Source organism: Streptomyces sp. Ac-502, from assembly GCF_045222935.1.
Classification (GTDB): Bacteria; Actinomycetota; Actinomycetes; order Streptomycetales; family Streptomycetaceae; genus Streptomyces; species Streptomyces monomycini.
Genome location: NZ_JBHFFO010000001.1, coordinates 2411765 through 2433429 on the forward strand (window position 1 = coordinate 2411765; position 21665 = coordinate 2433429).

At 71.0% G+C, this 21665-nt stretch carries 18 protein-coding genes and 2 pseudogenes; 2 read left to right on the plus strand and 18 right to left on the minus strand.

The genetic code is table 11. The annotated features are described in order from the left end of the window. Nucleotides 1–45: 45 nt before the first annotated feature. From ACEXOX_RS10835 to ACEXOX_RS10845, 3 genes are all read right to left on the minus strand, one after another. Nucleotides 46–690: a vitamin K epoxide reductase family protein gene (locus ACEXOX_RS10835; RefSeq protein WP_406520174.1), complete on the minus strand. Its 645-nt coding sequence runs from the start codon at nucleotides 688–690 to the stop codon at nucleotides 46–48. A gap of 206 nt (nucleotides 691–896) precedes the next feature. Next, a complete protein-coding gene (hisS, locus tag ACEXOX_RS10840) occupies nucleotides 897–2159 on the minus strand; it encodes a histidine--tRNA ligase (protein WP_406520176.1) in 1263 nt (420 codons plus the stop codon). Between the two features lie 10 nt (nucleotides 2160–2169). Then, nucleotides 2170–2907, minus strand: a complete 738-nt coding sequence (locus ACEXOX_RS10845; RefSeq protein WP_406520177.1) for an MBL fold metallo-hydrolase — start codon at nucleotides 2905–2907, stop codon at nucleotides 2170–2172. A gap of 155 nt (nucleotides 2908–3062) precedes the next feature. On the opposite strand from ACEXOX_RS10845, the gene ACEXOX_RS10850 reads away from it, so the two are divergent. After that, on the plus strand, nucleotides 3063–3887 hold the full coding sequence (locus ACEXOX_RS10850; RefSeq protein WP_406520178.1) for a peptidylprolyl isomerase: 825 nt from the start codon (nucleotides 3063–3065) through the stop codon (nucleotides 3885–3887). A gap of 253 nt (nucleotides 3888–4140) precedes the next feature. Then, nucleotides 4141–5373: a DUF349 domain-containing protein gene (locus tag ACEXOX_RS10855; RefSeq protein WP_406520180.1), complete on the plus strand. Its 1233-nt coding sequence runs from the start codon at nucleotides 4141–4143 to the stop codon at nucleotides 5371–5373. 57 nt (nucleotides 5374–5430) lie between these two features. Here ACEXOX_RS10855 and ACEXOX_RS10860 read toward each other — a convergent pair whose 3' ends face one another. The 15 genes and pseudogenes from ACEXOX_RS10860 to pgsA all read right to left on the minus strand — a co-directional run. Then, nucleotides 5431–7947 carry a RelA/SpoT family protein gene (locus tag ACEXOX_RS10860; protein ID WP_406520181.1) on the minus strand — a complete coding sequence of 839 codons (2517 nt, stop codon included), beginning with the start codon at nucleotides 7945–7947 and terminating at the stop codon, nucleotides 5431–5433. A 217-nt stretch (nucleotides 7948–8164) separates the two neighbouring features. Next, a complete protein-coding gene (locus tag ACEXOX_RS10865; RefSeq protein ID WP_406520183.1) occupies nucleotides 8165–8713 on the minus strand; it encodes an adenine phosphoribosyltransferase in 549 nt (182 codons plus the stop codon). Then, nucleotides 8710–9852, minus strand: a complete 1143-nt coding sequence (gene secF, locus ACEXOX_RS10870; protein ID WP_406520185.1) for a protein translocase subunit SecF — start codon at nucleotides 9850–9852, stop codon at nucleotides 8710–8712. The genes ACEXOX_RS10865 and secF overlap by 4 nt, the downstream gene beginning before the upstream one ends. A gap of 1 nt (nucleotide 9853) precedes the next feature. Next, the gene (gene secD / locus ACEXOX_RS10875) at nucleotides 9854–11626 is read right to left on the minus strand and encodes a protein translocase subunit SecD (RefSeq protein ID WP_406520186.1); all 1773 of its coding nucleotides are present in this window, start codon (nucleotides 11624–11626) and stop codon (nucleotides 9854–9856) included. Nucleotides 11627–11775: 149 nt separating this feature from the next. Next, the gene (gene yajC / locus ACEXOX_RS10880; RefSeq protein ID WP_406520188.1) at nucleotides 11776–12348 is read right to left on the minus strand and encodes a preprotein translocase subunit YajC; all 573 of its coding nucleotides are present in this window, start codon (nucleotides 12346–12348) and stop codon (nucleotides 11776–11778) included. Between the two features lie 162 nt (nucleotides 12349–12510). Beyond that, nucleotides 12511–13610, minus strand: a pseudogene (gene ruvB, locus ACEXOX_RS10885) (Holliday junction branch migration DNA helicase RuvB). Nucleotides 13611–13734: 124 nt separating this feature from the next. Then, nucleotides 13735–14355, minus strand: a complete 621-nt coding sequence (ruvA, locus tag ACEXOX_RS10890) for a Holliday junction branch migration protein RuvA (RefSeq protein ID WP_406520190.1) — start codon at nucleotides 14353–14355, stop codon at nucleotides 13735–13737. Next, nucleotides 14352–14975 (minus strand): crossover junction endodeoxyribonuclease RuvC, encoded by a 624-nt coding sequence (gene ruvC / locus ACEXOX_RS10895; RefSeq protein WP_406520191.1) that lies wholly within the window; start codon nucleotides 14973–14975, stop codon nucleotides 14352–14354. Before ruvC ends, ruvA begins: the two co-directional genes overlap by 4 nt. Nucleotides 14976–15122: 147 nt before the next feature. Continuing rightward, on the minus strand, nucleotides 15123–15875 hold the full coding sequence (locus tag ACEXOX_RS10900; protein ID WP_030023505.1) for a YebC/PmpR family DNA-binding transcriptional regulator: 753 nt from the start codon (nucleotides 15873–15875) through the stop codon (nucleotides 15123–15125). A 102-nt stretch (nucleotides 15876–15977) separates the two neighbouring features. After that, entirely contained in the window at nucleotides 15978–16565 is a 588-nt protein-coding gene (pdxT, locus tag ACEXOX_RS10905) for a pyridoxal 5'-phosphate synthase glutaminase subunit PdxT (protein ID WP_406520194.1), read from the minus strand. Nucleotides 16566–16620: 55 nt separating this feature from the next. Further along, the gene (pdxS, locus tag ACEXOX_RS10910; protein WP_372498467.1) at nucleotides 16621–17562 is read right to left on the minus strand and encodes a pyridoxal 5'-phosphate synthase lyase subunit PdxS; all 942 of its coding nucleotides are present in this window, start codon (nucleotides 17560–17562) and stop codon (nucleotides 16621–16623) included. Nucleotides 17563–17646: 84 nt separating this feature from the next. Beyond that, on the minus strand, nucleotides 17647–18192 hold the full coding sequence (locus ACEXOX_RS10915; protein WP_406520195.1) for a hypothetical protein: 546 nt from the start codon (nucleotides 18190–18192) through the stop codon (nucleotides 17647–17649). Nucleotides 18193–18853: 661 nt separating this feature from the next. Further along, entirely contained in the window at nucleotides 18854–20014 is a 1161-nt protein-coding gene (locus ACEXOX_RS10920) for a glycosyltransferase family 4 protein (RefSeq protein WP_406520197.1), read from the minus strand. After that, nucleotides 20011–20997: a phosphatidylinositol mannoside acyltransferase gene (locus tag ACEXOX_RS10925; RefSeq protein ID WP_406520199.1), complete on the minus strand. Its 987-nt coding sequence runs from the start codon at nucleotides 20995–20997 to the stop codon at nucleotides 20011–20013. The genes ACEXOX_RS10920 and ACEXOX_RS10925 overlap by 4 nt, the downstream gene beginning before the upstream one ends. Beyond that, nucleotides 20990–21647, minus strand: a pseudogene (gene pgsA, locus ACEXOX_RS10930) (phosphatidylinositol phosphate synthase); the annotation flags it as partial. The pseudogene pgsA and the gene ACEXOX_RS10925, both read right to left, overlap by 8 nt. Nucleotides 21648–21665 lie beyond the last annotated feature (18 nt).

Consider the following 21665-nt stretch of genomic DNA (forward strand, 5'->3'; position numbering starts at 1 on the left):
GGTTCCCCGGCCGCCCGGCGGCGTCGTCCGAAGCCCGGACCGGCCTCAGATCAGCGAGCTCCAGTACGACCACCACTTGGTGAGGATCAGCAGCGCGATCACGCCGTACCAGAGCACCGGCACGACCCAGTGGAACTCCAGCACGGCCTTGCGCAGGCCGGCCGGCGCGGGGATGATCCCGTGCTTGAGGTTGTGCACGGTGGTGTACCAGAACATCAGGATGGTGACGCACCAGGTCAGCGTGCACCACAGGCACAGCGAGTTGATGACGTACAGCGACTGCGACATCAGCCACATGCAGAAGACCGAGCCGGCGAGGGTGCCGATGTTCAGGCCGATCCAGTACCAGGCGCGGTAGCGGGCCCCGGCGAGCAGGCCGACGCCGATCCCGATGACCGCGCCGAACGCGATCAGGCCGGCGACCGGGTTGGGGAAGCCGAAGACCTCGGCCTGCGGGCTCTGCATCACGCTGCCGCAGGAGACGATCGGGCTCAGGCTGCAGGCCGGCTTGAAGTTCGGGTCCTTCAGCAGCTCGATCTTGTCCATGGTGATCACCCAGGACGCGAGCAGGCCCAGGGCACTGGTGACCACCAGCAGCCAGGCCAGCCCCCGCCCCGAGCCGGTCGGGCCGCCACGGCGGCCCGGGTGATCGTCGCCGGTGGACACGTCGTCAAGCGCTGTCGTCGTCATATCGCCGTTCCGTCGGTGCCGTGGGGAGTGAGCGGGCGGCGCGTTCCAACTGGCGCGCGCCGGGCCCTCATTCTGCCCCAACCGGACACCCGACCACTGTTCGATGCGCATAAAGACCCCTTCCGAGCCACCGCGCGCACAGCGCGGTGGACGGCCGGAAGGGGGCCTCTGCACGACGGCGGGCGCCTCGCAAGAGGCGGCCGGGGTCAGCCGATCCTGCGGCGGACCTCTTCGACGACCGAGTCCAGTGCGACCGGGGTCTGCTCGCCGCTCTCCAGGTCCTTGAGCTGGACGACGCCTTCGGCCAGATCCCGCTCGCCGGCGACGACCGCGAGGCGGGCGCCCGAGCGGTTCGCCGACTTCATGGCGTTCTTCAGGCCCTTGCCGCCGTACGCGAAGTCGGTGGCGACCCCGGCCCGGCGCAGCTCGGTGACCGTGGCGAACAGGGTCCGCCGGGCCTCCTCGCCGAGCGGCACGGCGAAGACGGCCGTGCTCGCGGGCAGCTCCAGCTCGACGCCCTCGGCCTCCAGGGCCAGCACCGTGCGGTCCACGCCGAGCGCCCAGCCCACCGAGGGCAGCGCGGGGCCGCCGATCATCTCGGACAGGCCGTCGTAGCGCCCGCCGCCGCCGACCGCGGACTGCGAGCCGAGGCCGTCGTGGACGAACTCGAAGGTGGTACGGGTGTAGTAGTCCAGCCCGCGCACCAGCTTCGGGTCGTCCTCGTAGGCGACGCCCGCCGCGGTCAGCAGCTCGCGCACCTGCTCGTGGTACGCCTTGCAGGCCTCGCACAGGTGGTCGCGCAGCAGCGGCGCGCCCACCAGCTGCTTCTGCACGTCGGGGCGCTTGTCGTCGAGCACCCGCAGCGGGTTGATCTCGGCGCGGCGCCGGGTGTCCTCGTCCAGGTCGAGCCCGTACAGGAACTCCTGGAGGGCCGCCCGGTAGACGGGGCGGCACTCCTTGTCGCCGAGCGAGTTGAGCAGGATGCGGAAGTTCTTCAGGCCCAGCGACCGGTAGGCGTCGTTGGCCAGAATGATCAGCTCGGCGTCCAGCGCCGGGTCCTCGGCACCGATGGCCTCGGCGCCGACCTGGGAGAAGTGGCGGTAGCGGCCCTTCTGCGGGCGCTCGTAGCGGTAGTACGAGCCGGAGTACCAGAGCTTGACGGGGAGATTGCCCGCCTTGTGGAGGTTGGCCTCCAGCGCGGCGCGCAGCACCGAGGCGGTGCCTTCGGGGCGCAGCGCGAGCTGGTCGCCGCCCTTGGTCTCGAAGGCGTACATCTCCTTGGTCACGATGTCGGTGGACTCACCGACGCCGCGCGCGAACAGCTCGACGTTCTCGAAGCCGGGCGTCTCGATGTATCCGTAGCCCGACCGCTTGAGCGGCCCGGAGATGGCCTCGCGCACCGCGAGGAAGACCGCGGACTGCGGCGGGATCAGGTCGTAGGTGCCCTTGGGGGCCTTGAAGGTGCTCACGAAGTTCTCGTCACATTCCTCGTCGCGGAGCCGGGCTGTGCGGTGCGCCGTCTCCGAGGCCGGCGGCCACCTCCCGCAGGAACGGGTTGGTGGCGCGCTCGCGGCCGATGGTGGTCTGGGGGCCGTGGCCGGACAGTACGACGGTCTCGTCCTGGAGGGGCAGGCACACCCGCTCCAGCGACCGCAGTATCTCGGCGTGGTCGCCGCCCGGCAGGTCGGTACGTCCGATGGAGCCGGCGAACAGCAGGTCGCCCGAGAAGAAGACCGGCGGGCACCCCTGATTTCCAGAAGTGGCCGCCTGCTCGGGCATCCGGAAGGTCACCGACCCCTTGGTATGGCCCGGGGCGTGCGCGATGGAGAACTCCATCCCGGCCAGCTCCAGCCGCGCGCCGTCGGCCAGCTCCTTGACGTCGTCCGGCTCCCCCACGGTCAGCTCGCCCATGAGCTGCTGCCCGATGGAGCGGCCGAGGGCCTTCTCCGGGTCGCTCATCATGTAGCGGTCGGCGGGGTGGATCCAGGCGGGCACGTCGTGCGCGCCGCACACCGGGACGACCGAGGCGACGTGGTCGATGTGGCCGTGCGTGAGGACGACGGCGACGGGCTTGAGCCGATGCTTGTTCAGCGCTTCCTCGACGCCCTGGGCGGCCTGGTGGCCCGGGTCGATGATCACGCACTCCTCACCCGCGGCGGGGGCGACCAGGTAACAGTTGGTCCCCCAGGCCCCGGCGGGGAACCCGGCAATGAGCACGTTCGTCCTCAACATTCGACAGCGGCGGACGGATCACCGGCGGCGATCCGGAAGATTTCGGCTGTTGAAGAGCCTACCGGCGGGACTCCCGCCCCGGCGAACCCGTATACGGTACGGCCCACGGCAGACCTCAGCGCACACCTAGGAGACGACCGGTGGTCAGCAGCGATCAGCGGCGGCGGCAGCTCGCCCGCGAGAAGTACGAGCGCCAGCAGCAGCGGCGTGCCGCGGCCCGGCGCAAGCACAAGCGCCGCAACGTGATCGTCGCGGCGGCCGTGGCGGTCGCCCTGGCCGCGGGGGCGGCCGCGTACGCCTCGGTCGGGCTGGCGGGCGGCGGCGACACGACGGACGCCGCGGCGCCGAGCCCGAGCAAGCCCGCCGATCCATGCGGCAAGCCGGCGCCGGGGGCGCCGTCCAAGGAGCGCTGGAAGAAGGAGCCGGCGATGTCCGTGGACACCTCGGCGGCGTACGCGATGAAGCTGCAGACGACCTGTGGCGACATCGGTATCGAGCTGGACGCCGCGAAGGCGCCGCACACCGTCAACTCCTTCGCGTTCCTCGCGGACAAGAAGTTCCTCGACCACAGCAAGTGCCACCGGCTGGTCGACCAGGGCATCTTCGTCCTGCAGTGCGGCGACCCGACCGGCACCGGTGCGGGCACCCCCGGCTACACCATCCCGGACGAGAACCTGAAGGACCCGAGGCTCAAGGGCGACATCTACCCGGCGGGCACGGTCGCGATGGCCAACCGCTACGACGGCAAGAGCGACAAGACCCGGAACAGCGGCGGCAGCCAGTTCTTCCTGGTCTACCAGGACAGCAAGCTGCCCCCGAACTACACGCCCTTCGGGACCGTCACCGAGGGCATGGACGTCCTGAAGAAGATCGCGGCGGCGGGCTCCACCCCCGACCAGGCGACGGGCAACACCGCCCCCAACGCGACGGTGGTGATCGACCGGGCGACCGTCACCAAAACCTGACCCGGGTACGCCCCCGGGCACGCCGGAGGCGCCGCCGCGGTGGGCGAACCGCGAAATCTCGGTCGTGCTGGATGCGGACAGCCGGCCCGCCGGTCGCCTAGATTGGCGTTGTGTAGGGTGCCTGCTCCGACGGCTGCCACCCGCACCCGCAAGACACCCGTCGGACCGGCCGGGGCGCTGCCCCGCCGGACAGAAACTGTGGACGATGCCGGGGGGCGACGCGCTCTCGTCGGCATCATGTGGAGGAGGCGCTGTGAGCAGCGACCCATGGGGCCGCGTCGACGAGACGGGGACCGTGTACGTGCGTACCGCCGACGGCGAGCAGGTCGTCGGATCGTGGCAGGCGGGAACTCCCGAAGAGGCCCTCGCCTACTTCGAGCGCAAGTATGAGGGCCTGGTCGTCGAGATCGGCCTCCTCGAACGGCGGGTCAGGACCACCGACCTGTCGGCCAAGGACGCGACGGCCGCGATCGACCATCTGCGGCAGCAGGTGGACGAGCACCACGCGGTGGGCGACCTGGAAGCGCTGCGCAAGCGGCTGGACCAGCTCGTCACCGACGTGGAGGCGCGCCGCGAGGAGCGCAAGGCGCAGAAGGCGCGGCAGAGCGACGAGGCCCGGCAGGCCAAGGAGAAGCTGGTCGCCGAGGCCGAGGAGCTGGCGGCCAGCGAGCAGTGGCGGTCGGCCGGCGAGCGGCTGCGGGCCCTGGTGGACACCTGGAAGGGGCTGCCCCGGCTGGACCGCAAGGCGGACGACGAGCTGTGGCACCGCTTCTCGCACGCCCGCTCGGCGTTCTCCAAGCGGCGCAAGGCGCACTTCGCGTCGCTGGACGCCCAGCGCGAGGAGGCCCGTAAGACCAAGGAGCGGCTGGTCTCGGAGGCCGAGGCGCTGTCCGGCTCGACGGACTGGGGGCCCACCGCGGCCCGTTACCGCGAGCTGATGGCGGACTGGAAGGCCGCGGGCCGCGCCCAGCGCGAGCACGAGGACGACCTGTGGAACCGCTTCCGCGGGGCCCAGGACGTCTTCTTCCAGGCGCGCAGCGAGGTGTTCGCCGAGCGCGACGCCGAACAGCGGGAGAACCTGACGCGCAAGGAGGAACTGGTCGTCGAGGCCGAGAAGCTGCTCCCGGTCTCGGACCTGAAGGCGGCGCGGGCCGCGTTCCGTTCGATCAACGAGCGGTGGGAGGCCATCGGCCATGTGCCGCGGGACGCCCGCCCGAAGATCGAGGGCCGGATGCACGCGGTCGAGCGCGCCATCCAGGAGTCCGAGGAAACCGAGTGGCGCCGGACGAACCCGGAGGCGCGGGCGCGCGCGGCGGGTCTGACCGGGCAGCTCCAGGACGCGGTCGACAAGCTGCAGAAGCAGATCGACGCGGCCCGGGCGGCCGGCAACGACGCCAAGGCCGACAAGCTCGGCCGCGAGCTGGAGGGCCGCCAGGCGCTGCTGGACCAGGCGCTGAAGGGGCTTGAGGAGTTCGGCGGCAAGTAGGCCGCAGCGAGAGGGCCCCGGTACGGAATCCCGTACCGGGGCCCTCGCGCATGGTCCTTATGGGCGCCTCGCCGACGTCACCCGGTACACGTCGTACACGCCCTCCACGCTCCGTACGGCCTTCAGGACGTGCCCAAGATGCTTCGGGTCGCCCATCTCGAAGGTGAAGCGGGAGGTCGCCACCCGGTCGCGGGACGTCTGGACGGCCGCGGACAGGATGTTGACGTGCTGGTCGGACAGGATGCGGGTGACGTCCGACAGCAGCCGGGACCGGTCCAGCGCCTCGACCTGGATGGCGACCAGGAAGACCGAGGACTGGGTGGGTGCCCACTCGACGTCCAGGATGCGCTCCGGCTGCTTGGACAGCGAGTCGACGTTGACGCAGTCGGCGCGGTGCACCGAGACGCCGTTGCCGCGGGTGACGAAGCCGATGATCGGGTCGCCCGGCACCGGCGTACAGCAGCGGGCCAGTTTGACCCACACGTCGTCGACGCCCTTGACCACCACGCCCGGGTCGGCGCTGGAGCGCCGCTTGGAGCGCGGCCGGATCGGCGTGGACTCGGCGATGTCCTCGGTCGCCTCGTCCTGCCCGCCGAGCGCCTGGACCAGCTTCTGCACGACGCTCTGCGCCGTGACGTGGCCCTCGCCGATGGCGGCGTACAGGGACGAGATGTCCGGGTAGCGCATCTCGTGGGCGAGGGTGACCAGCGAGTCGCCGGTGAGGATGCGCTGGATCGGCAGGTTCTGCTTGCGCATCGCGCGGGCGATGGCGTCCTTGCCCTGCTCGATGGCCTCGTCGCGGCGTTCCTTGGAGAACCAGGCGCGGATCTTGTTGCGGGCGCGCGGCGACTTCACGAAGCCGAGCCAGTCCCGGGAGGGTCCGGCGCCGGGCGCCTTGGAGGTGAAGACCTCCACGAGGTCGCCGTTGTCGAGGGTCGATTCGAGCGGGACGAGCCGTCCGTTGACGCGGGCGCCTATGGTCCGGTGGCCGACCTCGGTGTGCACCGCGTAGGCGAAGTCCACGGGAGTGGCGCCGGCGGGCAGCGCTATGACGTCACCCTTGGGCGTGAAGACGAAGACCTCGTTGCGGGAGAGGTCGAAGCGCAGCGACTCCAGGAACTCGCCCGGGTCCTCGGTCTCCTTCTGCCAGTCCAGCAACTGGCGCAGCCACGCCATGTCGTTGACGGCATCGTCCTTGTTCTTCGGCACGTCGGTGCGCACCTTGGACGCCCCGGCGACGGCCTCCTGCTTGTACTTCCAGTGCGCGGCGATGCCGTACTCCGCGCGCCGGTGCATGTCGAACGTACGGATCTGGAGCTCGACGGGCTTGCCGCTGGGACCGATCACGGTCGTGTGCAGCGACTGGTACATGTTGAACTTGGGCATCGCGATGTAGTCCTTGAACCGCCCCGGGACCGGGTTCCACCGGGCGTGGACGGTGCCGAGCGCCGCGTAGCAGTCGCGGACGGTGTCGACGAGGACGCGGATGCCCACCAGGTCGTAGATCTCGGCGAAGTCGCGGCCTCGCACGATCATCTTCTGGTAGACGCTGTAGTAGTGCTTGGGCCGCCCGGTGACGGTGGCCTTGATGCGTGCCGCGCGCAGGTCGGCCTGGACCTCGTCGGTCACTATGGCCAGGTACTCGTCGCGCTTGGGTGCGCGCTCGGCGACGAGCCGCACGATCTCGTCGTACATCTTGGGGTAGAGGATCGCGAAGGCGAGGTCCTCCAGCTCCCACTTGATGGTGTTCATGCCCAGGCGGTGCGCCAGCGGAGCGTAGATCTCCAGCGTCTCGCGGGCCTTCTTCTCCTGCTTCTCGCGCTTGAGGTAGCGCATGGTGCGCATGTTGTGCAGGCGGTCGGCGAGCTTGATGACCAGGACGCGCGGGTCCTTGGCCATCGCCACGACCATCTTGCGCACGGTCTCGGCCTGCGCGGCCTCGCCGAACTTGACCTTGTCCAGCTTGGTGACGCCGTCGACGAGCAGCGCGACCTGGTCGCCGAAGTCGCGGCGCAGGGTGTCCAGGCCGTACTCGGTGTCCTCGACGGTGTCGTGCAGCAGGCCCGCCATCAGGGTGGCCGGGTCCATGCCCAGCTCGGCGAGGATCGTGGTCACCGCGAGGGGGTGGGTGATGTACGGGTCGCCGCTCTTGCGCTTCTGGCCGCGGTGCCAGCGCTCGGCGACCTGGTAGGCGTGTTCCACCTGCCGCAGGGTGGCGGTCTCGATCTTCGGGTCGTTGCTGCGCACGATCCGCAGCAGCGGTTCGAGGACCGGGTTGTACGGGCTCTGCCGCTGCACGCCCAGGCGCGCCAGGCGGGCCCGTACCCGGTTGGAGGAGCCGGTACGGCCGGTGTAGACGGGCGGCGTGGGCTTGGCGGCCGGTACGGGGGACGCGGCGGGCCGGACGGCGGGCGGCTGCGACCTGGGCACGCCGGAGCCCTCGCTGTTCTTCTGCCCACCCGAGTTCCGCTCACCCGAGGCGGCCGCGTCCGCGGGGCCGGGCTGGTCCGGATGGGCGGACTGCGACGCCCCCGGGCGGAGTCCGGGAGAAAGCGGCTGGGCCTCGTCTGGCAAGAGCACTCCTCAAGGGGGTACGGACCACAAGACCACGAACGGGTCGGGCTGCCATGGTATCGACCTCGGCGCTCCGGCTCTTCCGCGGCCGCCGGGTCCGTACATGACAGCAAAGGGCATCCGGGTTTGTTCCGGATGCCCTTTTGCTCGATTTTTGCGGAATTCCGTGCGTACGGGGGTGGCACGGCCACCCCCGTCCAGCCGTTCCGCAGGCCCGTCAGACCGTGATCAGCGACTCCAGCGGAGCGCCCTTCAGCCCCGGCTCCAGCCGCTGCCGCCCGGCCAGGAAGCCCAGCTCCATCAGCACCGCGACGCCCGCGACCTCGGCCCCGGCGCGGCGGATGAGCTGGAGCGACGCCTCGGCGGTACCACCGGTGGCCAGCACGTCGTCGATCACCAGCACCCGGTCGCCGGGCGCGACGGCGTCCGCGTGTATCTCGATCTCGGCCGCGCCGTACTCCAGGTCGTACGCCTGGCGGAGTGTCGCCCCGGGCAGCTTGCCCGCCTTGCGTACGGGCACGAAGCCGATGCCGGCCCGTACGGCCACCGGAGCGGCCAGGATGAACCCGCGCGCCTCCAGGCCCACGACCTTGTCGGCCCCGTACCGCTCGCACAGCGCCACGAACGCGTCGGTCAGCGCGCCGAACGCGGCCGGGTCCGCCAGCAGCGGCGTGATGTCCTTGAACACCACGCCCGGCTTCGGGTAGTCCGGCACGTCCGCGATCCGGCTGAGCAGCAGCTCCCGCAGGCCGTCGGGGGCGCTCATCGGCGCTTGCCCGACGGACGGCCGCGGCCGCGGTTGCGGGACGCGGGCTGGTTGCGCTGGCCGACCATGCTGCCGGCCGCGTCCTCGTCGGTCTCCGCGTCCTGCGGCAGGTCGTCGTCCCCGGCGTCCCGCGCGGTCTCCTGCTGCTCGGGCGCGTCGGCCTTGGCGGCGGCCGCGGCGCGCTTCGCGTGCACCCGCTTGGCCAGCGCCTTCATCGCCGGGTCGCGCTCCTTGAAGTCGGCGACCAGCGGGGTCGCGATGAAGATCGAGGAGTACGCACCGGCCGCGAGGCCGACGAACAGGGCGAGCGAGATGTCGTTGAGCATCCCGGCGCCGAGCACACCGCCACCGACGAAGAGCAGTCCGGCGACCGGCAGCAGCGCCACGACCGTGGTGTTGATGGAGCGCACCAGGGTTGAGTTGATGCTGCGGTTGGCCAGCTCGCCGTAGGTGAAGCGGGTCTGCTTCCCGATGTCCTTCGACGCTTCCTTGAGGCTGTCGAAGACCACGACGGTGTCGTAGAGGGAGTAACCGAGGATCGTCAGCAGACCGATGACGGTGCCCGGGGTGACCTCGAAGCCGACCAGCGCGTACACGCCGACCGTGATCGTGAGGTCGTGGATCAGCGCGATCAGGGCCGCCAGCGCCATTCTCCACTCGAAGGCGATGGCGAGGTAGATCACCACCAGGATCATGAAGATCCCCAGGCCGAGCCAGGCCTTGTTGGCGATCTCCTCACCCCAGCTGGGGCCGACGAGCTGGGTGTTGATGTCCTTGACCGGGACGTCCAGGTCCTTGGCCAGGGCCTCCTGCACCGGCACCGACTGCTGGGTGTCCAGCTCGCTGATCTGGATGCGCAGACCGCCGTTGCCGAGCTTCTGGACGGTGGCCTGGTGGCCCTCCGCCGCGGCCTCGGCCCTGTGCTCCGCCTCCGTCGCGGAGACGGACGTCTTCGGGGTGGTGAAGACCGCGCCGCCGGAGAACTCGATGCCCATGTTCAGGCCGCGCACCGCCAGGCCGACGATGGCCGTGATGGTGATCAGGATCGAGATGCCGTACCAGATCTTCCGCTTGCCGATGAAGTCGTAACCGACCTCGCCGCGGTAGAGCCGGGCGCCGATGTTTCCGAGCTTCGACATCTCACGCCTCCTTCGTCTCGATGGGGGCGGTGGTACGACGGCGGCGCAGCGGCGGCTTGGCACCCAGGCGCTTGGGGTCCAGACCGGACCACGGGTGGCCGTTGGCGAAGAACTTGCGCCTGGCCAGCAGCGTCATCAGCGGCTTGGTGAAGAAGAAGACCACCACGACGTCGAGGAGGGTGGTCAGGCCCAGCGTGAACGCGAAACCCTTCACCTTGCCGACGGTGACGATGAACAGCACGAACGCGGCCAGGAACGACACGAAGTCGGAGACCAGGATCGTGCGCCGGGCGCGCGGCCAGCCGCGCTCGACGGCCGGGCGCAGCGTGCGGCCCTCGCGGATCTCGTCCCGGATGCGTTCGAAGTAGACGATGAAGGAGTCGGCCGTGATGCCGATGGCGACGATGGCGCCGCAGACGGCGGGCAGGTTCAGCGCGAAGCCGATGGCCGGGCCCAGCAACGTCATGATCGCGTACGTGAGGATCGCGGAGACCGCGAGGCTCGCCAGCGCGACCAGCGCCAGACCGCGGTAGTAGGCGACCAGGTAGACGATGACCAGCGCGAGGCCGATGGCGCCCGCGATCAGGCCGGCCTGGAGCTGCTCGCCGCCGAGCGCCGCGGTGACCGTGGTCTCGTCGGCGATCTTGAAGGAGAGCGGCAGGGCGCCGTAGGACAGCATGTTCGCCAGGTCCTCGGCGGTCTGCTGGGTGAAGCCGCCGGAGATGGTGGCGCTGCCGCCGTTGAGCTGCTGGCTGACCCGCGGGTCGGAGACGACCGCGCCGTCCAGCACGATGGCGAACTGGTTCTGCGGCTGGGTCTTGGCGGCCAGCTTGCCGGTGATGTCGGCGAACTTCTTGCCGCCGGTGCCGGTGAAGTCCATCTGGACGATCCAGCCCTGGCCCTGCTGGCTGTCGAAGACCGCGGAGGCGTCCTTGACGTCCGTGCCCTCGACCGCGACCGGGCCCAGCACGTACTTCTGCGAGCCGTCGTCCTTGCAGGCCACGACCGGGTCGGTCGGCTTGATGCCGGCCGCCTTCTCACCGGCCTGCGCACGCAGCTTGTCGGTGGAGCAGTCCAGGTCGGCGAGCTGCTTCTGCAGCGCGGCCGGGATCTCGTCGGCGCCGGTGGACGGCTGCGGGGTGTCGTTCGGCGCGGGCGTGCTGCTGCCGGACGCCTTCGGCGGGTCGGACGGACCCTTCTTCAGCGCGCTGGTGACGGCGCGGCCCTGGGCCGTGGAGGTGGGCGTCGGCTTCGTGGAGGGCTTGTCGCCCTCCTTGCCGTCGTCCTTCCCGTCCTTCTTGCCGTCGTCACCCTTGCCGCTCGCGGAGGGGGTGGGGCTCGGGCTGGTCGACGGTGTCTTCGTACCGGCGGTGGTGGTCAGCACCGGCCGGAAGCCGAGCTGAGCGGTGGTACCGACCTGCTGGCGGGCCTGTTTCGCGTCCGTCCCCTTGGGGATGTTGACGACGATGTGGTTGGTGCCCTGGGTCTGGACCTCGGCCTCGGACACACCGAGCCCGTTGACACGCCGCTCCATGATGCCCGCGGCGGTGTTCATGTTGGTCTCGTTGATCGCGTTGGGCTTGCCGGGCTGGTTACGGGCTTCCAGCGTGAAGCTCGTACCGCCGGCGAGGTCGATGCCCAGCCGGGGCGTCGAGGTGCCGGAGAGGAACATCCCGCCGACCAGCGCCACCATGGCGATCAAGATCAGGACCAGGGTGCGCCCCGGCCTTCCCTGGCCCCCAGGAGACCTGCGGCCCTTTTTCGGTGCTGCCACCTTCTCGTATCTCCCTGTCCAACCGCCCGGCTCGGTGCCTGCCGAGCGGCCACGAAGTGTAGTGGGGACGTGCCCCCGCCGGAGCCTAAACCGTCCCGGAACCGCGGTGCACCGCTCGAAGGGTGCTCCGCGGTTCCGTCGGGGCGGGGCTACTTCGCGTCGGCGCCGCCGTCCTTCTTCTCGGCCTGGTCGGCCTGGTCGGCCTGCGCACCGCTCTTGGCGCCCTCGGCGGCCTCGGCACCGGCCGCGTCCTCGGCCTTCCCGGCGTCCTTCGTGCCGGCGGCGGGCTCGCTCTTGGCGAGGTCGGCCTTCGGCGACTTGTCCAGGTTCGCGGGCTTGCCGGCGGCGTCGGCCTGCTCGTCCGCGGCGGCCACGGCCGGGGTGCCCTCGGTCAGCGAGGAGGCGTCGTCCGGCACGACCGCGCCGTCCTTGCCCGCCTCGGCGCCGTCGAGGATGCGGTTGTACTCCTCGTCCGGGAGGACCGCGCCGACCGCGTTCTTGGCGTAGAGGGCGTGCACGCCGGGGGCCACCTCCAGGAGGACGGTGTCGTCGTGGATCTCCTTGACGGTGGCATACATGCCCCCAATCGTCCGGACGCCGGTGCCGGGCTGCATATCGTCGCGCATCCGCGCGGCCGCCTGCTGCTTCTTCTTGGCGGACCGGGTCATCAGGAACATGGCCCCGATGAGGACGATGAAGGGGAGGAGAGTCACGATACTCACGGGACGGAAATCCTTCGCACGACCGCAAGTCCGCGGTCTGATATACGGGGGTGGGAATGCCGGACCATACGGTCGGCATCGGCGGAGTCTAAGCGAGTCCGCACCGGTGGAACAACGCCCAGCATGGCACCGCAGTTCCTGACCCGGCGAGTCCCCGCGCCGTCACGTCCCGAAGAGCCCCTGCTGTCCGGCTCCCCCGCCCGCTGCTGAGGCGGTGTCAAGCCCATGTGGGTCCATGCGGCGGGGGTGGCGATCCGGCCGCGGGGCGTACGGGCGAGCAGGCCCTCGCGTACGAGGAACGGCTCGGCGACCTCCTCGACGGTCTCACGCTCCTCCCCCACGGCGACCGCCAGGGTGGACAGGCCCACCGGCCCGCCGCCGAACAGCTTGAGCAGCGCGGTGAGGACCGCGCGGTCCAGGCGGTCGAGGCCGCGGGCGTCGACCTCGTAGACGTCCAGGGCCTGCGCCGCGATCTCCCTGGTGATCACACCGTCCGCCTTGACCTGCGCGTAGTCGCGGACGCGGCGCAGCAGGCGGTTGGCGATGCGCGGGGTGCCGCGGGAGCGCCCGGCGATCTCCGCGGCGCCCTCGGTCTCTATGTGCACGTCGAGCAGCCCGGCGGAGCGGTGGATGACGCGCTCCAGTTCGCCGGGGGCGTAGAACTCCATGTGACCGGTGAAGCCGAAGCGGTCGCGCAGCGGCGGGGGCAGCAGGCCGGCCCGGGTGGTGGCGCCGACCAGGGTGAAGGGCGGCAGCTCCAGGGGGATGGCGGTGGCGCCGGGGCCCTTGCCGACGATGACGTCGACGCGGAAGTCCTCCATGGCCATGTAGAGCATCTCCTCGGCGGGCCGGGACATCCGGTGGATCTCGTCGAGGAAGAGCACCTCGCCCTCCTGGAGGGAGGACAGGATCGCGGCCAGATCGCCGGCGTGCTGGATGGCGGGGCCCGAGGTGATGCGGATCGGGGCGCCCATCTCGGCGGCGATGATCATGGAGAGGGTGGTCTTGCCGAGGCCGGGGGCGCCGGAGAGCAGGACGTGGTCGGCGGTGGCGCCCCGGGCGCGGGCCGCGCGCAGGACCAGGTCGAGCTGCTCGCGCACCCGCTCCTGGCCGACGAACTCCTCAAGGTCCTTGGGGCGCAGCGCGGCCTCGACCGCGGTGTCCTCGCCGTCCGCGTCGGACCCCACCAGCCGGTCGGGCCACTCGGCCGTGCCGCCCGGGGGCGGTCCGGCCGCGGTCTCGGTGGGCTCGTCCCAGTTCACTGCGTCCTGCCTCACGTGGTCGTACCGGCCAGGTCGGCCGGCTTCGCGTCGCGCTTCTTACGGGGGTGGCCTGCCGTACGGGCCCGGGCCGGGCGGCCGGGGGCCGCTTCCCGCCGCACCGGGCTCACCGTGTCCGGTTCAGCGTCTGGAGGGCGGCCCTGAGCAGCTGCGACACCTGCGGTGTGCCGCCCTCGGCGACCGCCGCCTCGGCCTGCGGCGCGACCGCGGACACCGCCTCGTCGGCCTCCCGGGTCGCGTACCCGAGGCCGATCAGCGCGGCGTGCAGCTGGTCGCCCCACCCGGCCGTCACGGCACTGCCGACGCCCGCGCCGCCCGTGCCGACGGGTGCCCCGAGCCGGTCCTTCAGCTCCAGCAAAAGCTTCTGGGCGCCCTTCTTGCCGATGCCGGGCACGGCCGTGAGCGTCTTCTCGTCACCGTTGGCGACGGCGAGCCGCAGCGTGTCCGGGGAGTGCACCGCGAGCATGGCCTGCGCCAGCCGCGGTCCCACCCCGCTGGCGGTCTGCAGCAGCTCGAACGTCTGCCGCTCGTCGTCGTCGGCGAAGCCGTACAGGGTGAGCGAGTCCTCCCGTACGACGAGGGAGGTGGCCAGTTTGGCCTGCTGGCCGATGCGCAGCCCGGACAGGGTGCCCGGCGTGCACTGCACGGCCATGCCGATGCCGCCCACCTCCACGACGGCGGTGTCCGGGGCCAGGGCCGCGACCGGGCCGGAGACGAAGGCGATCATCGGGTGCCCTTCTGGGGTGCCTCGGAGCGCGGTCCGAGAGCGCGTACGGGAGTGCGTCGGGTGGCGGCGGGCGCCGGGCGGGCACGGGCGGCCGCCTGCGCCTGCTGGAGCCGGTTGGCGACGTGTGCCTGCTGGAGGCGGTTGACGGCGGGCGCGCGCCATATGTGACAGATGGCCAGCGCCAGCGCGTCGGCCGCGTCCGCCGGCTTGGGCGGGGCGTCCAGCCGCAGCAGCCGGGTGACCATCGCGCCGACCTGTGCCTTGTCGGCACGGCCCGACCCGGTCACGGCGGCCTTGACCTCGCTGGGGGTGTGCAGCGCGACGGGCAGTCCGCGGCGCGCGGCGCACAGCATGGCGACCGCGCTGGCCTGGGCGGTTCCCATGACCGTACGGACGTTGTGCTGGCTGAAGACGCGCTCGACGGCGACGCAGTCGGGCCGCTGCTCGTCGAGCCACTCCTCGATACCGCGCTCGATGAGCACCAGGCGGTGCGCGATGTCCGCGTCGGCGGGCGTCCGTACGACGCCGACGCCGGCCATCGTCAGCGGGCGGCCCGCGACGCCGTCGACCACACCGACACCGCAGCGTGTCAGCCCCGGGTCCACACCCAGCACCTTCATCGCCGCTCCCCCACTTCTCCCCTTGGTCCAACCGTCTCCACGGGCCTCGACCCGCTGATCAGCACAGTATCCGCTGCCACTGACAACGCAGGACGGGCCGGCGGGGTGTGTCCCCGCCGGCCCGTCACCGCCGCAGCTGACCGCCGGTCAGGCGTCGACCTTCGCCATGACCTCGTCGGACACGTCGAAGTTGGCGAAGACGTTCTGCACGTCGTCGCTGTCCTCCAGCGCGTCGACCAGCTTGAAGATCTTGCGGGCGCCCTCTTCGTCCAGCTCGACCTGCATGGTCGGCACGAAGTTGGTGTCGGCCGAGTCGTAGTCGATGCCCTCCTTCTGGAGAGCGGTGCGGACCGCGACCAGGTCGGTGGCCTCGCTGAGCACCTCGAAGGACTCACCGAGGTCGTTGACCTCCTCGGCACCCGCGTCCAGGACCGCGCCGAGCACGTCGTCCTCGGACAGCTCGCCCTTGGGGACGATCACCACGCCCTTGCGGTGGAACAGGTACGAGACCGAGCCGGGGTCGGCCATCGAGCCGCCGTTGCGGGTCATGGCGACCCGCACGTCCGAGGCGGCGCGGTTGCGGTTGTCGGTGAGGCACTCGATGAGCACCGCGACACCGTTGGGGCCGTAACCCTCGTACATGATCGTCTCGTAGTCGGCGCCGCCCGCCTCAAGGCCGGCCCCGCGCTTGACCGCGGAGTCGATGTTCTTGTTCGGCACCGAGCTCTTCTTCGCCTTCTGGATGGCGTCGAAGAGGGTCGGGTTGCCCTCGACGTCGGCGCCGCCGGTGCGCGCCGCGACCTCGATGTTCTTGATCAGCTTCGCGAAGAGCTTGCCGCGCTTGGCGTCGATCACGGCCTTCTTGTGCTTCGTCGTAGCCCATTTAGAGTGGCCGGACATCCGCCTGTCTCCTTCGCGTAACCAGGTTGAGAAACGAACGCCCCAGATCCTACCGGGACGGGGCCGGGCCGCCGCACACACGGCGGCCGGCCCCCGGCACCACTACGCGCCGCGCACCATGTCGACGAAGTACGCGTGCACCCGATGATCGCCGGTGAGCTCCGGATGGAAGGACGTGGCAAGGACGTTACCCTGCCGGACCGCCACCGTGTGCCCGCCGTACGACGCCAGCACCTCGACGGCGGCACCCGTCGACTCCACCCAGGGCGCCCGGATGAAGACGCCCTGCACCGCGCCGCCCCCGATCCCGGCCATCTCGACCGCCGCCTCGAACGACTCGTTCTGCCGCCCGAAGGCGTTACGGCGCACGATCATGTCGATGCCGCCCAGCGTCTCCTGGTCGGCGCGGCCGTCCAGCAACTTGTCGGCCAGCATGATCATGCCCGCGCAGGTCCCGTAGACCGGCTTGCCCGACCCGACGAACTCCCTCAGCGGCTCCAGCATCCCGAAGACCACCGCCAGCTTCGACATGGTCGTGGACTCGCCGCCCGGTATGACCAGACCGTCCAGATCATCCAGCTCTTCGGGCCGGCGCACCGGCCTGGCCAGGGCGTTCGCCGTCGCCAGCGCCGTCAGATGCTCGCGCACGTCGCCCTGGAGGGCCAGCACGCCGATGGTGGGGGTACTCATCCGTCCGTCGTTCTCCCGCTCGCCGTCTTCGCGCCCTCGGCGCCCGTCCGCCCGCTCACCAGCCGCGGTTGGCGTAGCGCTCCGCCTCGGGCAGGGTGTCGCAGTTGATGCCGACCATGGCCTCGCCCAGGTTGCGCGAGACGTCCGCGACGACCTTCGGGTCGTCGTAGAAGGTGGTGGCCTTGACGATGGCGGCGGCGCGCTTGGCCGGGTCGCCGGACTTGAAGATGCCGGACCCCACGAAGACACCCTCGGCACCGAGCTGGCGCATCAGCGCGGCGTCGGCCGGGGTCGCCACACCACCGGCGGAGAACAGCACGACCGGCAGCTTGCCCAGCTCGGCGACCTCCTTGACCAGCTCGTAAGGCGCGCGCAGCTCCTTCGCGGCGGCGAACAGCTCGTTGTTGTCACAGCCGCGCAGCTTGGCGATCTCGCCCTTGATCTGCCGCAGGTGACGCACCGCCTCGACGACGTTGCCGGTGCCGGCCTCGCCCTTCGAGCGGATCATGGCCGCGCCCTCGGCGATACGGCGCAGAGCCTCGCCCAGGTTGGTGGCACCGCACACGAACGGCGTGGTGAACGCCCACTTGTCGGAGTGGTTGACCTCGTCGGCCGGGGTCAGCACCTCGGACTCGTCGATGTAGTCGACGCCGAGGGACTGCAGCACCTGCGCCTCGACGAAGTGACCGATCCGCGACTTGGCCATGACCGGGATGGAAACCGCCTCGATGATCCCGTCGATCATGTCCGGGTCGGACATCCGGGCCACCCCGCCGTCCTTGCGGATGTCCGCGGGCACCCGCTCCAGGGCCATCACCGCGACGGCACCGGCGTCCTCGGCGATCTTCGCTTCCTCCGGCGTGACGACATCCATGATCACACCGCCCTTGAGCTGCTCGGCCATGCCGCGCTTGACGCGGGCGGTACCCGTCTCGGGGTTCCCGGCGGGAGCGGTGGCAGACGTGGCGTTCGGCGTGCTGGACACGGTAGACCTCACTAAGTGCGGGCGGATGGACTCCGCCGCTCACACAACCGTTTGCCCCGCGCCACTGAAAAGGGCCAATCGGAAGGCAGTGGCTCGTCAGCGGCCGACCGCACGGTCGCCGAGCACCACCGGAGGCTCGTCGTCCATCTCGAAGGCCATCGGAAACGGAGCATGCCCCGCCAGCCGGAACCAGCGCACCACCCGGTGCCGGCGCACGGCACGGGCCGCGCGCACGGCGTCGTTGTGGAACCGCCGCGCCATCGGCACCCGGCGCACCGCCGCCGTCAGCTCGGTGACCGTCTGCTCACCACCGGGCGCCTCCCGCACGGCGTCGAGCTGCCCCTCGCCGTCGAAGACCGCACGCAACGCCTGGCTCAGCCCGCTCTCGGCAACCTCCCGCTGCTCCTCGGCCGCCTGCCGCGCCTCGTGCGCCACCTCGTAGAGCACGATCGACGCGGCCGGATCGAGAATCCCGGACGTCCCCAGCTCCTGAGCCACCGAAGCCCGCCGCAGCAACTGCGCGTCCAGCGCCGCGCGGGCGGCATCGATACGGGCGTGCAAACGGTCCAGCCGCCCCGCGGTCCAGCTCAGGTAGACGCCGATGACGACGAGCACGGCCGCGATCCAGATCAAAGTGGTCACGCCGGGTCACAGTACCGGCCACCGCCAATCCCTACACCGATGGCTCCGCCGGGCGTTCGTGCGCCTGGTGTGGGTGCGCGTTTACGCGTTGGGTCCGGTGGTGGGGGGCTCGGGGCCCCGCAGTGGTCACTCCTCGGCACCGTGCACGACCAAGTCAGAAACATAAGGGAACGCAGATACCCGGCTGCCTGCGGGGAGCCCCCTACGTGTCCCCGAGCCCTGGCCGTACGGCGACTATCAGAAGCGATCGGGCTGGGCACATTCACAAGCCGAGCACCCGCGCAGCGCGGCTCTGCCGCGCACTGCCACCCGCCGACCCGACGCGCGCGTCCCACCGCCGTACAGCCGCCAGCTTCACCGCCTCCACCCCGTGCGCCTCACCCCCAGGTGGGAGGGCACCAGGGTGATCGAAAAACTCCCCCCACCGACCTCGGCTCGCCGAACCGGCCGGAGGGGGCGTGTAGGGGGCCATCCCCGCAGGCAGCCGGGTATCTGCGTCCCCAATGTCCCTGACGTGGTCGTGCACGGTGCCGAGGAGTTGGCCCCCTGCGCGCCCCCGCCCCCACAACGCAAGCAATGCGAGCCACACGTCAACACACAAACCGCGCGCAAAGCGCGCACCGCAGAGGACACCCCGGGACTTCGGCGGCCAAAGGCCGCCTCAGTCCCGCGCCAACCCCCACCGCGCCCGCAACCCCGTCCGCTCGTCCGTCGCCACCATCGCCGCCCCCGCGGCAACCGTCTCGTACACGGCGAGAATGTCCGCCCCGACCGTCGACCAGTCGAACCGCCGCACGTGCCGGCTGCCACGTTCCCGCAGCTCCGCGAGCCGCGCGGGGTCACCGAGGAGCCGTACAGCCGCAGCGGCGAGCGCCTCCGCGTCCTCGTTGGCGAAGAGCTCGCCCGCCTCGCCCTGGTCCAGTACCTGGGCGAACGCGTCGAGGTCGCTGGCCAGGACCGGCGCCCCGGCGGACATCGCCTCGACGAGGATGATGCCGAACGACTCGCCGCCGGTGTTGGGCGCGACGTACAGATCCACGCTGCGCAGCAGCCTCGCCTTGTCCTCGTCGCTGACCATGCCGAGGAACTCCACCCGCGAGCGCAGGTCGGCGGGCAGTTCCGCGACGGCTTCCTCCTCGTCGCCGCGGCCCGCGACCAGGAGCCGGGCGTCGGGTACGGCGGCGAGGATCTCCGGCAGGGCCCGCATCAGGACGGGCAGGCCCTTGCGGGGTTCGTCGATGCGGCCTATGAAGCCGATCGTCCGGCCCTGCCACTCCTCCTTCGGCGCGGCGTCGGCGAAGAAGTCGACGTCGACGCCGTTGGGGATGACGACCGCGTCCCCGCCGAGGTGTTCGACCAGGGTGCGCCGGGCGTACTCGCTGACCGCGATCCGTGCGCTGATCTTCTCCAGCGCGGGCTGCAGGATCGGGTACGCCGCGATCATGACGCGGGAGCGCGGGTTGGAGGTGTGGAAGGTCGCCACGATCGGGCCCTGCGCCGCCCAGCAGGCGAGCAGCCCGACGGACGGAGTGCCGGGTTCGTGGATGTGGATGACGTCGAAGGCGCCGTCGTGCAGCCAGCGGCGGACGCGGGCCGCCGACAGGAAGCCGAAGTTGAGCCGGGCAACCGAACCGTTGTACGGCACGGGGACGGCACGTCCGGCGGAGACGACGTACGCCGGCAGTGGTGTCTCGTCGTCCGCCGGCGCGAGTACGGACACCTCGTGGCCCAGCCGGATCAGGTGCTCGGCGAGGTCGCGGACGTGGAACTGGACGCCGCCCGGGACGTCCCACGAGTACGGGCAGACGATGCCGATCCTCAAGACCGCTCCGTCCGCCGGGCGTCGGTACGCGCCCCGTCGGCACCCACCGCCTCCGCGCCCCCCGGGCGCTCCGCCTCCCGTGGTTCCAGGTCACCGAGCCACAGTCGTTGCAGCATGTGCCAGTCCTCCGGGTGGTCGGCGATGCCGGAGGCGAAGGCGTCGGCCATCTCCTGCGTCATCGTGGCGGCCTTCTCGGCGCGGGTGCCGGTCTGCGGCACTTCGATCTCCGGGTGCACCCGCCCGCGCATGACGGAGCTTTCGTCGTACCACAGGGTGACCGGCAGGAGCATCGCCCCGGTCTGCACCGCAAGCATCGCGGGCCCGGCCGGCATCTTGGCCGCCTCGCCGAAGAATTTCACCTCGATGCCGGAGGCGGACAGGTCCCGGTCGGCGACGAGGCAGACCAGGCCGCCGGCCCGCAGCCGCCGGGCGAGAATGCCGAACGCGGCGCCGCCGGTGTGCGGCAGCACCTCCATGCCCAGGCCCTCTCGGTAGGCGACGAACCGGTCGTAGAGCGATTCGGGCTTGAGGCGTTCGGCGACGGTGGTGAAGGGCACGCCCAGTTTGGTGGTGACCCAGGCGCCCGCGAGGTCGTAGTTGCCCATGTGCGGCAGGGCGAGGACCACGCCGCGACCGCTCTTGAGGCCCTCTTCCAGGTGGTGCACGTCGGCCGGCGCGAAGCCGCCCCTTATGCGCTCCTTGCTCCAGGCGGGCAGCCGGAAGGATTCCATCCAGTAGCGCAGGTAGGACCGCATCCCGGCCCGGGACAGCTGCGCGAGGCGCTGCGGCGTGGCGTCCGGGACGACGCGCGCGAGGTTGGCCTCCAGGCGCAGGACGCCCTTGCCGCGGCGTTTCCAGACCGCGTCGGCGATCCGGCGTCCCAGGGCCTTCGCGGCCGGTTCGGGCAGTCTCTTGACCGCGCTCCACCCCAGGGCGTACGCCCCGTCGGTCAGCTTCTCGCGGTCGATGGTCGGGCGCTTCACGCGCTGTTCCCCCTTGTGCGACGGCGTCGGCCTCGGCGGACTCCCGGCGTACGGTCACCACGCGCTGGGCGAGGGTGACCGCGCTGCCGACGGCGACCACCCACAGGGCGACCGGCAGCAGGTACTGGACACCGGGGACGCCGAAGGCGTGCAGTCCGGCGAGGCCGGCGGCGACCAGCGTGATGACGAGCCGCTCGGCCCGTTCCACCAGTCCGTTGACGTTCACCGGCAGCCCGATGCTCTCGCCCCTGGCCTTGGTGTACGAGACCACCTGGCCGCTGGCCAGGCAGAAGATCGCCACCGCGCAGAGCCAGAGGCTGTCGCCGGCCCCGGCGTACCAGAGCGCCAGCCCGCCGAAGATCGCCGAGTCGGCGACCCGGTCGAGCGTGGAGTCGAGGAAGGCCCCCAGCGGCTGGAGCGGCCCAGTTGCCGGGCCATGTTGCCGTCCACCAGGTCCGAGAACACGAACAGCGTGATGACGATCGTGCCCCAGAAGAACTCGCCGAGCGGGAAGAAGACCAGGGCACCCGCCACCACACCCCCGTGCCGACGAGGGTGACCGCGTCCGGGCTGACCCCGAGACGGATGAGCAGGGCGGCGAATGGCGTGAGGACACGCGTGAAGAAAGCACGCGCGTACGTGTTCAGCATGGCCTTCCCGGAGGTCGA